The 15,713-nt window shown below is 70.8% G+C and carries 14 protein-coding genes; 9 read left to right on the top strand and 5 right to left on the bottom strand.

The window, feature by feature from the left end; all coding sequences use genetic code 11:
- Positions 1–68 precede the first annotated feature (68 nt).
- Positions 69–890: a pyruvate, water dikinase regulatory protein gene (locus tag E3O49_RS06655; protein WP_134365188.1), complete on the bottom strand. Its 822-nt coding sequence runs from the start codon at positions 888–890 to the stop codon at positions 69–71.
- Between the two features lie 87 nt (positions 891–977).
- Between E3O49_RS06655 and E3O49_RS06650 the strand changes: the two genes are divergently transcribed.
- From E3O49_RS06650 to E3O49_RS06610, 9 genes are all read left to right on the top strand, one after another.
- The gene (locus tag E3O49_RS06650) at positions 978–1,652 is read left to right on the top strand and encodes a BON domain-containing protein (protein ID WP_134451186.1); all 675 of its coding nucleotides are present in this window, start codon (positions 978–980) and stop codon (positions 1,650–1,652) included.
- A 113-nt stretch (positions 1,653–1,765) separates the two neighbouring features.
- Complete coding sequence (locus tag E3O49_RS06645) at positions 1,766–2,800, top strand: NYN domain-containing protein (protein ID WP_134365190.1); 1,035 nt, start codon at positions 1,766–1,768, stop codon at positions 2,798–2,800.
- A gap of 56 nt (positions 2,801–2,856) precedes the next feature.
- Complete coding sequence (locus E3O49_RS06640) at positions 2,857–4,941, top strand: heavy metal translocating P-type ATPase (protein WP_134451184.1); 2,085 nt, start codon at positions 2,857–2,859, stop codon at positions 4,939–4,941.
- 9 nt (positions 4,942–4,950) lie between these two features.
- Positions 4,951–6,372 (top strand): pyridoxal phosphate-dependent decarboxylase family protein, encoded by a 1,422-nt coding sequence (locus E3O49_RS06635; RefSeq protein ID WP_134451183.1) that lies wholly within the window; start codon positions 4,951–4,953, stop codon positions 6,370–6,372.
- A 187-nt stretch (positions 6,373–6,559) separates the two neighbouring features.
- Entirely contained in the window at positions 6,560–7,993 is a 1,434-nt protein-coding gene (gene hemG, locus E3O49_RS06630; protein WP_160141039.1) for a protoporphyrinogen oxidase, read from the top strand.
- Positions 7,990–9,186 (top strand): TIGR04053 family radical SAM/SPASM domain-containing protein, encoded by a 1,197-nt coding sequence (locus E3O49_RS06625; protein ID WP_134365194.1) that lies wholly within the window; start codon positions 7,990–7,992, stop codon positions 9,184–9,186. Before hemG ends, E3O49_RS06625 begins: the two co-directional genes overlap by 4 nt.
- A 7-nt stretch (positions 9,187–9,193) precedes the next feature.
- Positions 9,194–10,312: a ferrochelatase gene (locus tag E3O49_RS06620; RefSeq protein ID WP_134451181.1), complete on the top strand. Its 1,119-nt coding sequence runs from the start codon at positions 9,194–9,196 to the stop codon at positions 10,310–10,312.
- A 35-nt stretch (positions 10,313–10,347) separates the two neighbouring features.
- The gene (locus tag E3O49_RS06615) at positions 10,348–10,995 is read left to right on the top strand and encodes a hypothetical protein (RefSeq protein WP_134365196.1); all 648 of its coding nucleotides are present in this window, start codon (positions 10,348–10,350) and stop codon (positions 10,993–10,995) included.
- Positions 10,996–11,069: 74 nt separating this feature from the next.
- A complete protein-coding gene (locus E3O49_RS06610; RefSeq protein ID WP_134365197.1) occupies positions 11,070–11,534 on the top strand; it encodes a DUF2269 family protein in 465 nt (154 codons plus the stop codon).
- Between the two features lie 58 nt (positions 11,535–11,592).
- Here E3O49_RS06610 and E3O49_RS06605 read toward each other — a convergent pair whose 3' ends face one another.
- From E3O49_RS06605 to E3O49_RS06590, 4 genes are read right to left on the bottom strand one after another with little or no spacing between them, the layout of a single operon-like run.
- On the bottom strand, positions 11,593–12,654 hold the full coding sequence (locus tag E3O49_RS06605) for a DsbA family protein (RefSeq protein ID WP_134365198.1): 1,062 nt from the start codon (positions 12,652–12,654) through the stop codon (positions 11,593–11,595).
- The gene (locus E3O49_RS06600) at positions 12,655–13,896 is read right to left on the bottom strand and encodes an aminotransferase class V-fold PLP-dependent enzyme (RefSeq protein ID WP_134365199.1); all 1,242 of its coding nucleotides are present in this window, start codon (positions 13,894–13,896) and stop codon (positions 12,655–12,657) included. It lies immediately after the preceding gene.
- Between the two features lie 42 nt (positions 13,897–13,938).
- A complete protein-coding gene (locus E3O49_RS06595; RefSeq protein ID WP_134404413.1) occupies positions 13,939–15,429 on the bottom strand; it encodes a multicopper oxidase family protein in 1,491 nt (496 codons plus the stop codon).
- Positions 15,426–15,701, bottom strand: coding sequence for an SHOCT domain-containing protein (locus tag E3O49_RS06590; RefSeq protein ID WP_134434472.1), 276 nt, complete (start codon positions 15,699–15,701; stop codon positions 15,426–15,428). Before E3O49_RS06590 ends, E3O49_RS06595 begins: the two co-directional genes overlap by 4 nt.
- Between the last annotated feature and the right edge of the window lie 12 nt (positions 15,702–15,713).

Below are 15,713 nucleotides of genomic sequence, written 5' to 3'. Positions count from 1 at the left end.
GGGTGCGGCCGCGAGGTGAGGTGGCTCGTCGTCGTGGGCGAGTCCCTGCTTCCATAGTGTCAGGTGCCTCAGCGCTTGAGTTTCATCTGCTGCAGGATTGTGGCGGACATCTCCTCCACCGACATGCTCGCCGAGTTGAGGAACGGAATGCCGTGGGAGGCATACAGTCGCTCCGCGCTGCGCAGTTCGAACCCGCACTGGCGCAGGGACGCGTAGGGTGACCCCTCCCGCCGCTGTGTGCGCACCTGGCTGAGCCGCAACGGGTTGGTGGTGAGGCCGAAGCACTTGTCCACGAAGGGGCGCAGGGGCTTGGGCAGACCCTCGCGCTCGAAGTCCTCGTCGACCAGAGGGAAGTTCGCGGCGAAGATCCCGTGCTGCAGGGCCAGGTACATCGTGGTGGGCGTCTTGCCGCACCGCGAGGGCGCCACCAGGATGATCTGGGCCTTCTCCAGGGCGCGGAGGCTCTGGCCGTCGTCATGTTCCATGGCATATTCCACCGCGGTCATACGTGACTGGTAGCGGGCGGCGTTGCCGAGTCCGTGCGCCCGCCCCGGCTCGTTGCTGGCCCGGGTGGCCAGGGCCTGCTCCAGCTGGCCCAGATAGGTGCCGAGCAGATCCACCAGGGTGCCGGTGCACTCGGCCAGGGTATGACGGATGGAGCTGGTCACGACCGTGGAGAACACGATCGGCTTGTGGCCGCCGTGCGCGGCCACGCCGTCGATGGTGGCGACCACGGACTGTGCCTGGGCCACGTCCATGATGAAGGGGATGGTGGTGCGGTCGAAGTCGATCTCCGGGAACTGGGTCAGCAGGGTGTTCCCCAGCGTTTCCGCTGTGATGCCCGTGCTGTCCGAGAGGAAGAAAACCGGGACTGGATCGACGTTGGTCATAGTCGCATTCTCCACCCGCCGGCCCCGTTCGCCGGATTCGGCACCCCGGCCCTAGACGGCCGGGCCGCGCAGGCCCATGCTGGGCGCATGACGACAACAGAGGACGAACCGAACGACCTCGAGGTGCAGGCCGAGGTCAGCGACGAACTGAACTGGATGCCGGGTCTCGACCCGGCCCATATCGGCGTCTCCGTCAACGACGGGGTCGTGACCCTGGCCGGAGAGGTCAGCAACCACGCGGAGCGGATCGCCGCGACCGAGGCGGCGCTGCGCGTGCGCGGCGTGACCGCCGTCGCCGACGACCTCACGGTGCGCTCCTCGGCGGTCGCCGAGCACACCGACACCGAGATCGCCCGTGCCGTGCAGAACGCGCTCTCCTGGACGGCCGGCATCCCCCGGGACGCGGTGAAGGCCGAGGCGCGGGACCACATCGTGACGCTGTCCGGCACGGTCGACTGGAACTACCAACGAGAAGCCGCCCGCGCAGCCGTGGAGCGCATCTCGGGGGTGCACCTCGTCGACAGCCGGATCGGCCTGACGAGGCGCCCGTCGGCTACCGACACGGAGGAACTGATCCACAAGGCCATCCTGCGCAGCGCCCAGCTCGACGCCGACAACATCGCGGTCGGCATCCAGGGCAGCGAGGTGACGCTCACCGGCTCGGTGCGGTCCTGGGCGGAGAAGAAACAGGCCGGCAAGGCCGCCTGGCGGTCGCCGCACGTGTCGGAGGTGCACAACCACCTCACGGTGCGCGCTTTCTGAGCATCCGTCGGCGAAGTCACAGGACGGAGAGTTGCTGTTCTCGCGTCGGTCGCAGCAGACTGAAGTGCCGGGCCCGGACCGATTCGTGCGCCGGTAGCTAAGGAACCCATCACATGACTGAACCGAGCGATTCACGCGTCGGCCTCTACATCGACTTTGACAACATCGTCATCTCTCGATACCAGCAACTGCACGGCCGCAATGCCTTCCAGCGCGATGGCATCCGCAATTTCGACAGATCGAGCGCTGCCTCCGACCCCCTGGTCACCACGCGGCTGAACGCCGCGACGGTCGACTTCAACGCGATCATCGACTTCGCCGCGTCATTCGGAACCCTGGTCGTCAACCGGGCGTACGCCGACTGGTCGGTGCCCGTCAACGCGAGCTACCAACGCCAGCTCATGTCCCGAGCCGTCGACCTCACCCAGCTGTTCACGACGACCACGCGGGGAACGAAGAACGGTGCGGACATCCGTCTCGCCGTCGACGTGGTCGAAGACCTGTTCCGGCTGCCCGACCTCACCCACATCATCATCGTCGCGGGGGACTCCGATTACATCGCCCTCGCCCAGAAGTCGAAGAGGCTCGGCCGCTTCGTCGTCGGCATCGGAGTCGCCGGGTCGACGAGCACCTCGCTCGCGGCCGCCTGTGACGAATTCGAGGACTATGACTCCCTGCCGGGAATCGCGAAGGTGACCGCCACCGCGGCGGCCGCCGCTGTGACCGCGCCGGTGACGGCGGAGAAGCCCCCGTCGGGCAGGGCGGCGCCGGAACCCGAGGTGGCCGGGCCCCAGACGACCCCGATCCCGGTGCGCCAGTTGACGACGATCCCGATGTTCTCGCACACCGACGATTCGCAATACGACGAGCCCGAACCGGCCGATGACACCGACCCGCAGACCATCGCGACGAAGCTCCTCGTGCGGGCCCTGCAGATCGGTCACGCGAAAGGCGACGCCGACGAGTGGCTGAACACCGGATCGGTGAAGAACCAAATGCGCCGGATGGACCCCTCATTCAACGAGAAGCCGCTAGGCTTCCGTTCCTTCACCGACTTCCTCTCCTCGCGCGGCGACGTGGCCGAACTGGACGAGGATGGGCCGCAGCGGCTGATCCGGCTGCGTCCGGAGGCGAACACCGGACGCTGAGGACGGGCCGCGGCAGCGCTCTGGCAGGACATCCCCAAGGGGCATAACGTGGCGGCATGGAGCACGACCACGCTGAGATGGACCATGCCGCCCCCGGCCCGCCCGGGCACTCCGGGCACTCCGGGCACGCCGGGCACGCGGGGCACGCGGGGCACGGCGACCACGTGGCCCGGTTCCGCCGCCTGTTCCGGGTGATGCTGGTCTTCACCGTTCCGGTCGTCTGGTTCAGCCCCATGTTCGCCATGCTCGTGGGCTACCGCCTGCCCGGCCTGCAGGGGATCGAATGGATCTCACCGGTGCTGGGCACGGTGATGTACGTCTGGGGCGGCCGGCCGTTCCTCACCGGAGCCGTCTCGGAGCTGCGGGCGCGCACGCCGGGCATGATGCTGCTGATCGCGCTCGCGATCACGGTGGCGTTCGCCGCATCGTGGGGGGCGAGCCTCGGTATCCTGGCCCCCGAACTCGACTTCTGGTGGGAACTGGCGCTGCTGATCACGATCATGCTGCTCGGCCACTGGATCGAGATGCGTTCGCTCGCGCAGACCTCCACCGCCCTCGAGTCCCTGGCCGCCCTGCTGCCCGACCAGGCGGAGCGGGTGGTCGGCGACGAAGTGGTCGTGGTCTCCCCGACCGAGCTTTCCGTGGGCGACCTCGTGATCGTGCGGCCGGGCGGGCGCGTGCCCGCCGACGGCGAGGTCACGGAGGGCACGGCCGACGTCGACGAGTCGATGATCACGGGCGAGTCGCGGCCCGTTCGCCGCGGGCCGGGCGGGCAGGTCGTCGCCGGCACCGTCGCCACCGACTCGGCCCTGCGGGTGCGGGTCACCGCGGTGGGCGAGGACACGGCGCTGGCCGGCATCCGGCGCCTGGTCGCGGAGGCCCAGGGCTCGTCCTCGCGCGCGCAGCGGATCGCCGACCGGGCCGCCGGGTGGCTGTTCTGGTTCGCGCTGGGCACCGGCCTGCTGACCGCGGCCGTCTGGACCCTGGTGGGCACCCCCGAGACCGCGATCGTGCGCAGCCTGACGGTGCTGGTGATCGCCTGCCCGCACGCGCTCGGGCTTGCGATTCCGCTGGTGGTGTCGATCGCGACCGAGCGGGCCGCGAGGGGCGGCGTGCTGGTCAAGGACCGGCTGGCCCTGGAGAGCATGCGCCTGGTCGACGCCGTCCTGTTCGACAAGACCGGCACGCTGACCCGGGGCGAGCCGACTCTCACTCGCCTCGCTGCCCCCGCCGACGCGTCGCCGACGGATGCGCTCGCGCTCGCCGCCGCCGTGGAAGCCGACAGCGAGCATCCGCTTGCCCGCGCCATCGTGGCCGCGGCCCGGTCCCGTGCGCTCGAAGTGCCGCGGGCCACCGGGTTCCAGGCGTCCGCGGCCGTCGGGGTGACCGGGTTCGTCGACGGGCGGCAGGTGAGCGTCGGCGGCCCCGGACTGCTGCGGCGGCACCACCGGGCTCCGCTGCCGGAGACGGAAGCATGGGCCGGGGAGGGCGCCATCGTCCTGCACGTGCTCCGGGACGGTGACGTGGTCGGCGCGATCGGGCTCGCCGACGAGGTGCGGGCGGAATCCCGGCAGGCCGTGGACGCGTTGCACGCGGAGGGGATCGAGGTGGTGATGATCACCGGCGACGCCGAACCGGTGGCCCGGTCGGTCGCAACCGAACTGGGCATCGACCGCGTGTTCGCGGGGGTACGGCCCGAGAACAAGGCCGCGAAGGTGGCCGAACTGCAGGGGGAGGGCCGCACGGTCGCGATGGTCGGGGACGGCGTCAACGACGCGCCGGCGCTGGCCCAGGCCGATGTCGGCATCGCGATCGGAGCCGGCACGGATGTCGCCATCGCCTCGGCCGGCGTGATCCTCGCCAGCGACGACCCCCGGTCGGTGCTCTCGGTGATCGAGTTGTCCCGCGCGAGCTACCGCAAGATGCGCCAGAACCTGTGGTGGGCGGCCGGCTACAACCTGCTGGCCGTGCCGTTGGCCGCCGGGGTGCTGGCCCCGGTGGGTTTCGTGCTGCCGATGGAGGTCGGGGCGCTGCTGATGTCCGCGTCGACGGTGGTGGTCGCCGTGAACGCGCAGCTGCTGCGCCGCCTCGACCTGCGGCCGGAGACCAGCACCCTTTCCGCGCTCGGTGCGCGGCGATAAAATCGCGCCATGACTGCTCGCCCGGAGGACTACCGCGCAGCGCTGGAGCGGGCTCGGGTGCACGCGATGGATTGGCTCGCCTCCGTTCCCACCCGGCCCGTCGGCCCCCGGCTGGATGCCGACGCGCTCGTCGCCGGCTTCGCTGCGCCCCTGCCGGATCAGCCGACCGACCCGGCCCAGGTCGTCGACGAGCTGGCCGCCCTGGCCGAACCCGGGCTGATGGCGATGCCGTCCGGCCGGTTCTTCGGCTGGGTGATCGGCGGCACGCTGCCGGCCGCCCTGGCCGCGGACTGGCTCGTCAGCGCCTGGGACCAGTACGCGGGCATGCGGTTCGCGACGCCGGCCACTGCGGCCGCCGAGGAGGCCGCGGGCGGCTGGATCCTCGACCTGCTCGGGCTCCCCGCCGGGGCCGACGTGGGCTTCACCACGGGCGCCACGATGGCCAACTTCACGGGTCTGGCCGCTGGGCGGGACCACGTGCTCGGCCGGGCCGGCTGGGATGTCGCCGTCAACGGGCTGCCCGGATCGCCGCGCGTGAAGGTCTTCGTGGGCGAGGAACGGCACGCGGTGATCGACCAAGCCCTGCGCTACCTGGGCCTCAGCGCGCCCATCGTGGTGCCGGCCGACGACCAGGGCCGGATGCGTCCTGACGCCCTGGCCGCCGCGCTCACCGGGGTCACGGGGCCCGTGATCGTCTGCCTGCAGGCCGGCAACCTGCACTCCGGCGCCTTCGACCCGGTCGGCGAACTCGCCGCCCTCGCCCGGCAGCACGGAGCCTGGGTGCACGTGGACGGCGCGTTCGGCCTCTGGGCCGCGGCCAGCCCGCGCTATCGGGAGCAGCTGGCCGGACTCGACACCGCCGATTCCTGGGCCACCGACGCGCACAAGACCCTCAACGTGCCCTACGACTGCGGCATGGCCATCGTGGCCCGCCCCGCCGATCTGAGGACCACGTTCGGGGTGCACACGAGTTATCTGGTCGCGGATGAGCGCGGCCCGGGCGATCCGCACGAGAAGGTGCCCGAGCTCTCGCGTCGGGCCCGCGGCGTGCCGGTCTGGGCGGCCCTGAAATCGCTGGGCCGGTCCGGTACCGTGGCGCTGGTGGAGCGCCTGGCCGACCAGGCCGGGGCCATCGCCGACGGGTTGGGGCGCATCCCGGGCGCCGAGGTGCTGAACGACGTGGTGTTCACCCAGGTGTGCGTGAGTTTCGGTGACGACGAGAGCACCCGCCGGGTGACCGAGGCGCTGCTCGCCGAGGGAGTCACCTGGATGTCGGGCTCCCGCTGGCACGACAGAGACGTGCTGCGGGTATCGGTGAGCAACTGGTCGACGGATGCGGAGGACGTCGCCCGCTCCGTCGAGGCGGTGGAGCGAGCCCGCGCCGCGGTCTCCCTACCCACCGAAAAGCGTATGCCAAAACGAGAATATTAGGCGGCCGTCCAGGCAATCCGTCATCTGATCAGGCCCCGGTCCGGGCGGCGATTCGCCTGATACTCGACGCCCACGGCCGGTGCCCCGGTTGGAACGGGGCCGCACGACGGTCGTAGGATCGAGGCAACAAGGATTGCCATCGGTTGCCGGCTGCGCTGGACGTACCGGCAGCTGGAGGAATATACAAGTGCTCTCTCAACCACGGATCGTCATTGTCGGCGGCGGAATCAGCGGATTGGCGACAGCGCACTACCTGCATCGCCGGCTCGGCGCGGACGTGCAACTCAGTCTGGTCGAGGCCGGGCCCAGGCTCGGCGGCAAGATCGCGACCGAGCAATTCGGCGGGCACCTGGTCGACGTCGGACCCGACGCCCTGATGGTGCGGGCGCCCGTGGCGGCGGCACTGATCGAGGACCTCGGTCTCAGTGATCTTGTCGTGGCCCCGGCCGGGTCCGGCGCCCGGATCTGGTCGCGCGGCGCGCTGCGCCGCCTCCCGGCCGGCACCCTGTTCGGTATCCCCGACCGGCTGCTGCCGCTGATGAAATCGCGACTGCTCTCGCCCCTCGGCCTGGCGCGCGCGGCCCTTGACGTCGTGCTCCCGACCCGGGCGGCGCTGCCGGAGGACCCCACAATCGCCGAATTGGTGCGGCCCCGGATGGGCGGGCAGGTTTTCGACCGGCTCGTGGACCCGCTCCTGGGCGGCGTCCACGCCGGCCGGGCCGACGAGCTCAGTGCTCGCAGCACCGCACCGGATATCGAGGCACTGGGCCGGGCCAACCGCAGTCTCTATCTCGGCCTGCGCCGCCGCCGGCGGAACGCGCCGAAGCCGGCCGGAACCGGCGGCGCTGCCCTCGTAACCCTGGTCGGCGGGCTGGCCCGCCTGATCGACGCGCTGGCCGACCGCGTGGCGGGCGATGACGTGCGTCTGGGCAGTGCCGCGGTATCCGTGACACGGGACGAGAACGGCACCGGCTACCTGGTCGCGTTGGAGGATGGGACCGTCTTCCCGGCCGATGCGGTCGTGCTCGCCATCCCCGCATTCGTGGCCGCCGGCATGATCGCCGCCGAGGCGCCGGATCTGGCGGCCGCACTCGGCGGCATTCCCTACGTCGACGTGGCCACGATCTGTCTGGCCTACCCGCACTCCGCGGTGGCTCACGACCTCGACGGCACCGGTTTCCTGGTGCCGCCAGAAGAGGGTCGCCTCATCGTCGGCTGCACCTGGTCCAGTGTCAAGTGGCCGCACCTTGCCGATGAGAACACCGTCCTCATCCGCTGCATGGTGGGCCGGCGCCGTGACCAGCGTTGGGTGGGCTTCGATGACGATACCCTGGTCAGCCAGGTGCACGCCGAGCTGGTGGAGGCGATGGGCCTGACCGGGCGCCCGACCGAACAGCACATCGAACGGTGGCCGCAGGGAATGCCGCAGTACGTCGTCGGCCACCAGGCTCGGCTCGCGGCCGCCGAGGAGGCACTCGGCCGGCTGCCCGGGATCCGCCTGACCGGCTCCGCCTACCGCGGGGTCGGGCTGGCCAGCTGCGTGGCGGACGCAGAGCGCACCGCCGACAGCATCGCGCAGGTCCTGTCCGATGCGCGTGCCCGGAGCGAGGCGTCCGCATGAGCGGGCTGAGCATCCCGCTCGGGGAGACCGCCGTGCTGCCGGCCGTGCCGGCCGCGCGTCGTGGCAAGGGGCCGGACTACGCGAAGCGCCCGATGCTGGTCTTCTGGGAGACGACCCGCGCCTGCGCGCTCGCCTGCAAGCACTGCCGGGCCAGCGCCGACATGCAGGCCCTTCCGGGCGAACTCACCACCGCGCAGGGCCGGGACCTGATCGACCAGGTGGCGGGCTTCGGCCGACCGTATCCGATTCTGGTGCTCACCGGCGGCGATTGCCTGATGCGGCCCGACCTGTTCGAGCTCGTCGACTACGCCACCGGGTTGGGACTGCCCACGGCGCTCTCCCCGTCCGTCACCCCCACCCTCACCCCCCTGATGATCGACCGGATCGTGGCGAGCGGGGTCAAGGCGGTGTCGATCAGCCTCGACGGCGCCGTCGCGGCGACCCATGAGGGTGTGCGCGGGATTCCGGGCCACTTCGACGACACCGTGCGCGCCATCCGTGCCCTCGCAGCGGCCGGACTCACCGTTCAGGTGAACACGACCGTCATGCGCGCCAACGTGGGCGAGCTCGCGGATGTCGCGGCCCTGATCAAGAAGGCGGGCGCGGCCATCTGGGAGGTCTTCTTCCTGGTGCAGGTCGGCCGAGGCGTCTCGACCGAAGCCGTCACCCCGGCCGAGCACGAGGACATCTGCCATTTCCTCTTCGATGCCTCCCAGCACGGCTTCATCGTGCGCACGGTCGAGGCTCCCTTCTTCCGTCGCGTCGTCGCCCGGCGCCGCGCCGGCGACCCGGCGCCGGCAAGCGAGCGGTACCGCGCGCTGTCCGCCAGGCTCGAAACCCTGATGGGACCGCCCGCCGGCCTGCCGCGCGCCCAGACCGCGTCGACCCGCGACGGCAAGGGCATCGTATTCGTCGCCTACGACGGCGAGGTCTACCCCGCCGGTTTCCTGCCCCTCGGCCTCGGAAACGTGTGCACGACACCCCTGGCCGAGATCTACCGGGACAACGCGCTGCTCAAGCAGATCCGGGCCACCGAGTTCAGCGGGCGCTGCGGCCGGTGCGAGTACGCCGACCTGTGCGGAGGATCCCGGGCCCGCGCGTTCGCGGACAGCGGCGACCCTCTCGGCGAAGACCCCGCGTGTCCTTTCCAACCTGGCGCGGCGGCCCCGGCGGCCGTCGGTGCCGGCGCCTAGCGGCGGGATGAGCGCCGAACCGCTCCCGTACCGGTACGACGCCATCCTGCTCGTCGGATTCGGCGGCCCGGAGGGCCAGGACGACGTCATCCCTTTCCTCCGAAATGTCACCCGGGGCCGGGGCATCTCGGAGGCCCGCCTCGAGACCGTGGCGACGCACTACCGCGCCGTCGGCGGCGTGAGCCCGGTGAACGCCCAGAACCGTGCCCTCCGGGCGGCGCTCGAGGCCGAACTCGCCGCACGCGGCGTCAACCTCCCGGTGTACTGGGGCAATCGCAACTGGGAGCCGTACCTGCCCGGCGAGGTCGCCGCCGCCGTTCTCGACGGGCACACCCGGCTGCTCGCCCTCACCACCAGCGCGTACAGCTCCTACTCGAGCTGCCGCCAGTATCGCGAGGACCTCGCCGAGGCGTTGCCCACCGGTATCGGCGGCGTGCAGCTCGACGCCGTGCGCCCCTACTTCGACCACCCCGGCTTCGTCGCTCCCTTCATCGAGGGCGTGCGGGAGGCCCTGGCCCGGTTCACCCGGCGGGGCATCTGCGTCGCCGACACCCACGTTCTTTTCACGACCCACTCCATTCCGATCGCGGATGCCGTGCGCAGCGGCCTCCCGGATCGCGATCTCGGCCCCGGCGGCGCCTACGAGGCCCAGCATCTGGCGGTCGCGGCGGTGGTCATGGCTGCACTGCCCGTCGCTGACCCCGATGCTCAATGGCCGCCCGCACCCGCCTGGTCGCTGGCCTTCCAGTCCCGGTCGGGCCCGCCAGACATGCCCTGGCTCGAACCCGACGTCAATGACGCGATCGAGCGCCTTGCCGCGGCCGGAACCCGGGCCGTGGTCGTCGTGCCGCTGGGCTTCATCTCCGATCACATGGAGGTGGTGTGGGACCTCGACACCGAGGCGGCCGCGACCGCACACCGAGTGGGAATCGAATTCCTGCGGGTGCCGACTCCGGGCGTTCACCCGGCCTTCGTCTCGGGACTCGTCGACCTGCTGCTGGAGCGCCTGGCACCTGGGCCGGCCTCGCCGCGCGCCGCGCTGACCGCCCTCGGGCCGTGGCCCGATGCCTGCGCCGCGGGCTGCTGCGCGAAGGGCGCAGCCGGCGGGCGGCCACGGCAGCATTAGCAGTACGCTCGGCACAGGGCTAAGCAGGGAGTTCCGTGACCCATCCGTATCCGTTGCATGTGGCCATCCGGGCCCAGTGTTTCTGCTGCCAGTCTCTGCAGCCGTTCACGTTCACCTCGCCGACCGACCAGGTGGTGTGTGCGTCGTGCCTGCACCACCTCGGGCCGGAGAAGGCTGAACGCCGCGACGCCGAACACATCAAGCTCTGGGTCGGCCAGTATGCGGACCAGCAGGAGAACCACCGCAAGTTCGCGGAGAAGTCGGCGGTGGTGGACGCTGAGCAGCAGGCGGTGATCGACGGCCTCGCCGCCCAGGTGGCGGAGCTGCGCGGCGTCGTGGCCGGCCAGTTCGACCGGACGAAGAGCGACGGGGTGCGCGCCCTCCTCGAGAGCGACCTGGTGCGGCGCGCCGAGCGCAAGACCGTGCTGGCGCAGCGCCAGATCGACTGGGCGATGGCCGTGCTCTGGCGGGTCGGACAGCTGCACCACGCCGACCCGGCGAAGCCGACGGTCTGTGCCTGCGGCCGAAGCGCGTCCGCCTGCGCCGAGGGCCGGGCGCTCGACCCGCAACGGCAGGCCGTGCTCGACTGGGAGAAGAAGAACGTCGCCCTGCTGCACGCCGGAGCCCGGCACGCCCTCCCCGAGGACCACCCCGAGGTGACGGCCGCCCAACGACGGCTCTGAGGGGTGCGGGCCGCCGTCAACGCCTCAGACGTGTCGGTTCACCGCCGCCGCCGCCCCGGGCCTACTCTGAAGCCATGGAACTTCTGTTCAACACCCTGCACATTGTCTCCGCCGTCTTCATCGTCGGCCCGATGGCCATCCTGCCCATGACGGCGATGCGCTCCATGCGCGCCGGGGAAGCCGGACAGGTCGCCGCGCTGGCGAAATCGGTCTACCTGTTCAGCCTGCTGTCCGTGCTGGTGGCGTTCTTCGGCTTCGGCGCGTTGGGCATGGCGGACGCGGACGAGGGCTTCTCCTTCGGCTCCACCTGGGTCTGGCTGTCGATCGTGCTGTACGTGATCGCCCTCGCGATCAACCTGTTCCTGGTGGTCCCGGCGATGCGCTCCGCCGCCGAGGCACTGAGTACAGAGGCACTGAGTACGAACGCCATGCCCGCCACCGGCACCAAGATCGCCGGCTACTCCCGCGTGGCCATGGGCTCCGGCATCGCGTCGCTGCTCCTCGTGCTCATCGTCGTGCTGATGGTCTGGAAGCCGTAGCAGCCACCCGGTCCGGCCGCTTCGGCCGCTTCGGCCGCTTCGGCCGCCCGCCCCGCGTCTAGTCCAGGTCGTCCAGCGAGACGAGTCCGTCGTGGCGGCGCCCGTCGAAGATGATCGACGGAATCTTCACGGTGTGGATGCTCTCTTCGACCAGCTCCGTGTTCGCGGCGATGATGCCGGCCACCTCGTCGGAGGCGGCGACGGATGCCACCTCGGCGACCTGCGCCGGGCTCAGGCCGAACTCGGCTGACCAGTCCTGGAGCAGTGCGGTGGCCACGGCGGGGTCTGCGCCGTTGATCACGCTCTGCCAGGACACGCCCGCCTCGTTCTTCTCCGTGTAGATCCGGCTGAGGATCTCCCAGTCGACCGGTGTCTTCGCGCCGTCGAGCGGGTTCAGGCGCAGGGCCTCAAGGTACTGCGTGACGAGCAGCGAGTTCTTGAACTTGTAGCCGTCCTCGGATGCGATCGGGTAGGCGATGTAGGTGAGGTTCTGCTTCTGGTCGAAGCCGGCCTTCTCGATGTTCTGGAAGAGCTGCAGGCAGTAGGTGCAGCCGGGGTCGATGACCTCGAGCGCCGTTTCCTTCTTCTCGTCGAACGGGTTCAGGTAACTGGCGTTGGCGGGCAGGTAGTCTTTCGCGTCCCAGTTCTGCATGCGGGCGGGAATGGCCGAGAACGTCTTGCCGAGGCTGGCGAAGTCGTTGCCGAACGCCCCGATCACGTCGCCCTCGGCCAGGGACTCACCGAAGGTCGGGGTCTGGTCGGGGATGGCGCAGGCCTCCGCGCCCAGGCTGCAGGAGGCGGAATCCTGCTTGTTGCAGGTGCCGTAGACGTAGAGGTTGACGCCGCTCTTGACGACGGTGTACCCACTCCAGATCGTGGTCAGGACCACCAGGACCGCGAGCACCTCGAGCGTGACGCTCGCCGGTCCGACCAGGCCGGGACGGCGCACGGCCAGCGGGGCGAGCAGGTGGTCCTTGATGTCCTGCTTGAAGGTGGTGTCGCAGGGGCGGAAGGTGACGCGGCGGAGGGTGCAGTTCCACGCCTTGCCGAGGTAGCGGCGGTACCTGGCCGAGACGGCGGCCATGAGGACGAGAACGATGAATGCGGCAACACAGAACACTTACGAGAGGCCTTTCATCAGGCGCGCGAGGGCCTGGACGGCCTTGTCGATGTCGGCCGGGGTGGAGTGCAGTCCGAGCGAGAAGCGCAGCAGCGGCGGCAGGCCGAGCTGTTCCTTCAGGTAGTGATGGGCGCAGAAGTAACCGCTGCGCGCCATGACGCCCGACTGGGACAGGAACACGGCGAGCCGGTGCGAATCCTGCCTCGGTGCGTAGAGGCTGATCACGGGGCTGGGCTCCGTGTTGAGCAGGGTCAGTCCGGGGATCTCGGCGAGTCCCTCGAACATCTGCTGTGACAGCGCCGCGACGTGCGCGGCCGGCGTCTGCCCGCCCGGGCGAACGGTGCCGAGCCAGCCGATCGCGCGGCGAAGGGCGATGATCTCGCCCCAGGCCTGCAGCCCGGGTTCGAGCAGGGCGCCGGGGTCGCCCGGCAGCAGGTCGTAGGAGTCTTCCCGGACATCCGCCACCATGCCGCCGCCCACGAAGGTGAGGTCGAGGGATTCGATCAGTTCGTGCGTGGCCACGATCACGCCGAGGCTCGCGCCGTACATCTTGTGCGCCGAGAAGCAGAGCGCGTCCGCCTCGGTCTTGGCGAGCAGGGCGCGGCTGTGCGCCATCGCCTGCGCCGCGTCGAGGATGACGATACCGCCCCGGGCATGGGTGTCGCGCACGAGGTCGGTGAGGTTGGTCAGCAGGCGCCCGTCGATGTTGGAGGCGACGTTGACGACGACGACCGCCCGCTCGAGCTGGGCCGGCTGGTAGACCAGGGCGCCGTCGGGGGTGCGGTCGAGAACGAGGCGCGGCACCCCCAGCCGGGTGGCGGCCGTCATCGTGGGCAGGAACACCGAGTTGTGCTCGATGTGGCTGGTCACCATGGAGGCGAACCGGTCCTGCGGCAGCTGCTGCAGCAGCAGGTTCAGGCCGAAGGTCGTGTTGAGGGTGAAGGAGACCGCTCGCTGGCGTGCGGACAGCCCGAGCAGGTCGAGCACCGCGCGGCGCGCGTCCTGCACCTCGTTGTCGACGCGCGTGCCCCAGGCGTATTTCACGCGCCCGCCGCAGGCGTTGTAGGCCGTGTAGTACTCGGTCATCGCATCGAGCACGGGCTGCGGACGCAGGCTCTGGCAGGCAGAGTCGAGGTAGGTCGAGCCGGGGTCGAGGTAGGAGAAATCATCCGCTCGGGCGGCCTGGCTGTCGGTCGTGCTCGGGTTCGGCGTCGTGCGCCGGAACAACCCAGAGTGCTTCATATCCTTCGTTTCTTTCCGGCTCAGTCTAGAAGAGCAGCCTGACTATCCGCCGAGCAGAGGGCCCCGGGCCTCGACGACGCCCATCATTCCCAGGTCCTCGTGGTCGAGGATGTGGCAGTGGTACACGGTGCGGCCGGTGAAGTCGTCGAACGCGATCCGCACCCGCGCCGACCCTCGGGCCGGCAGGTTGACGACGTCCTGCCACGGGGGGGAGTCCGCGGCCCGCCCGTTGGTCTCGAGGAGCTGCATCGGCCAGACGTGCAGGTGGAACGGGTGGTCCATCGGGCTGGTGTTGGTGAGGAGCCATTCCTCGACGCTGCCGCCCTGCACCGTGGTGTCGACCCGTCCGGCGTCGAAGGATTCGCCGTTGATGGTGAAGTTCATCCCGCCGCCCATCCCGCCGCCCATCCCCATCGAGAGGATCAGCTCCCGGCGGGCCGTCACGGGCTCGGCGCGCAGATCGCGGGCCGCCGGACGCCGGGGAACGACGGATGCCGCGGCCGCGGCCTCGCCGGACACGGTCACCGTGGCCAGGGAGACCTCCGCCGTCGACCGGGCGGTGCCGCCCATCATCCCGCCCATGCTGCCGCGGTCGTAGGGCAGCGCCCGCAGCACGGCCGTCCCCTCCGCGGCGGTGACCAGCAGGTCGGCGCGGTTGCCGGGCGCGAGCAGCACCTCCGCCACGTCCTGGGGCGTCTCGAATCGGCCGGAGTCGAGGCCGAGCAGTTGCACGGCCTGCCCGTCGAGCCGCAGGCGCAGGTAGCGGGAGACGCAGGCGTTGACGATCCGCCAGCGCTCCCGTTCGCCCGGGCGGATGCCCAGGGTCGGGTTCAGCTGGCCGTTGACCAGCACGAGCTCGCCCTCGCGGCCGGCCATCCGTTCGGCCCGGCCGGCCGAGGCGACCCGTCCCGACCCGTCGAGGGTGAGGTCGGAGATGATCAGCAGCCGCTCGCGGGCGACGTCGACCGGGTCAGGGTCCTCGACCACGATGGCGCCGTAGAGGCCGCCGAACACCTGGTCGGCGACGAGGCCGTGGTGGTGCGGGTGGTACCAGTAGAGGCCGGGCGGGTGGTCCTGCGGCAGCAGGTAGTCGTAGTCGAAGGAGGCGCCCGGGTCGATCATGACGAACGGGTTGTCGGCGTTCCCCTCGGGGGAGACGTGCAGGCCGTGCACGTGCAGGTTCGTCGGGTCGGTCAGGCCGTTGCGCAGGCTCACCCGCAGGCGGTCGCCGGCGCGCAGGCGCAGGGTGGGCCCCGGAAGGCCGCCGTTGTAGCCGAGGGTGGTGGCGGTCCTGCCGCCGATCTGCGTCCGTCCGGCGGCGGCATCCAGTCGCAGCTCGAGCAGTCCCGCCCGGCTGCGGAGCTCGGCGGGCTCGCGAAGTGCGTCGCCCGCGGCCGGGCCGGCGGGCCGGCCGGGGCCGCCCTGCCCGGAGTCGCCCTGCCCGGTCCAGAGCAGACCCGCCCCGCCGATGACCGTGCCGGCCACCCCCAGGCCACCCAGAGTGAGGGCGGTCCGGCGGCTGATCGGTTTCATTCGCCGCCTTCGCCCAGCGCCCGGATCTGCTCGCGGTACTGCTCCACCGTCAGCTCGCCCTTCGCGAAACGCTCGTCCAGGATCTGGCGGGCGCGGCTGCGCCCGGGCGTCCCGTTCTCCCGCGCCGGTCCGGCCGGCGGCCCGGCGCTTGGCCCTGCGGCCGGCCCGGCCGACAGCCGCACGGCCAGGACGATCAGCAGCGCGATCCCGATGATGACGAGCAGACCGAAGAACCAGGCCCACCCCATTCCTCCGTCATAACCCCACATCATGGTCGTTGTCCT

It is taken from the genome of Cryobacterium shii (assembly GCF_004402595.1).
In the GTDB taxonomy this organism is placed as follows: domain Bacteria; phylum Actinomycetota; class Actinomycetes; order Actinomycetales; family Microbacteriaceae; genus Cryobacterium; species Cryobacterium shii.
This window is presented reverse-complemented; position numbering and strand designations above follow the sequence as displayed.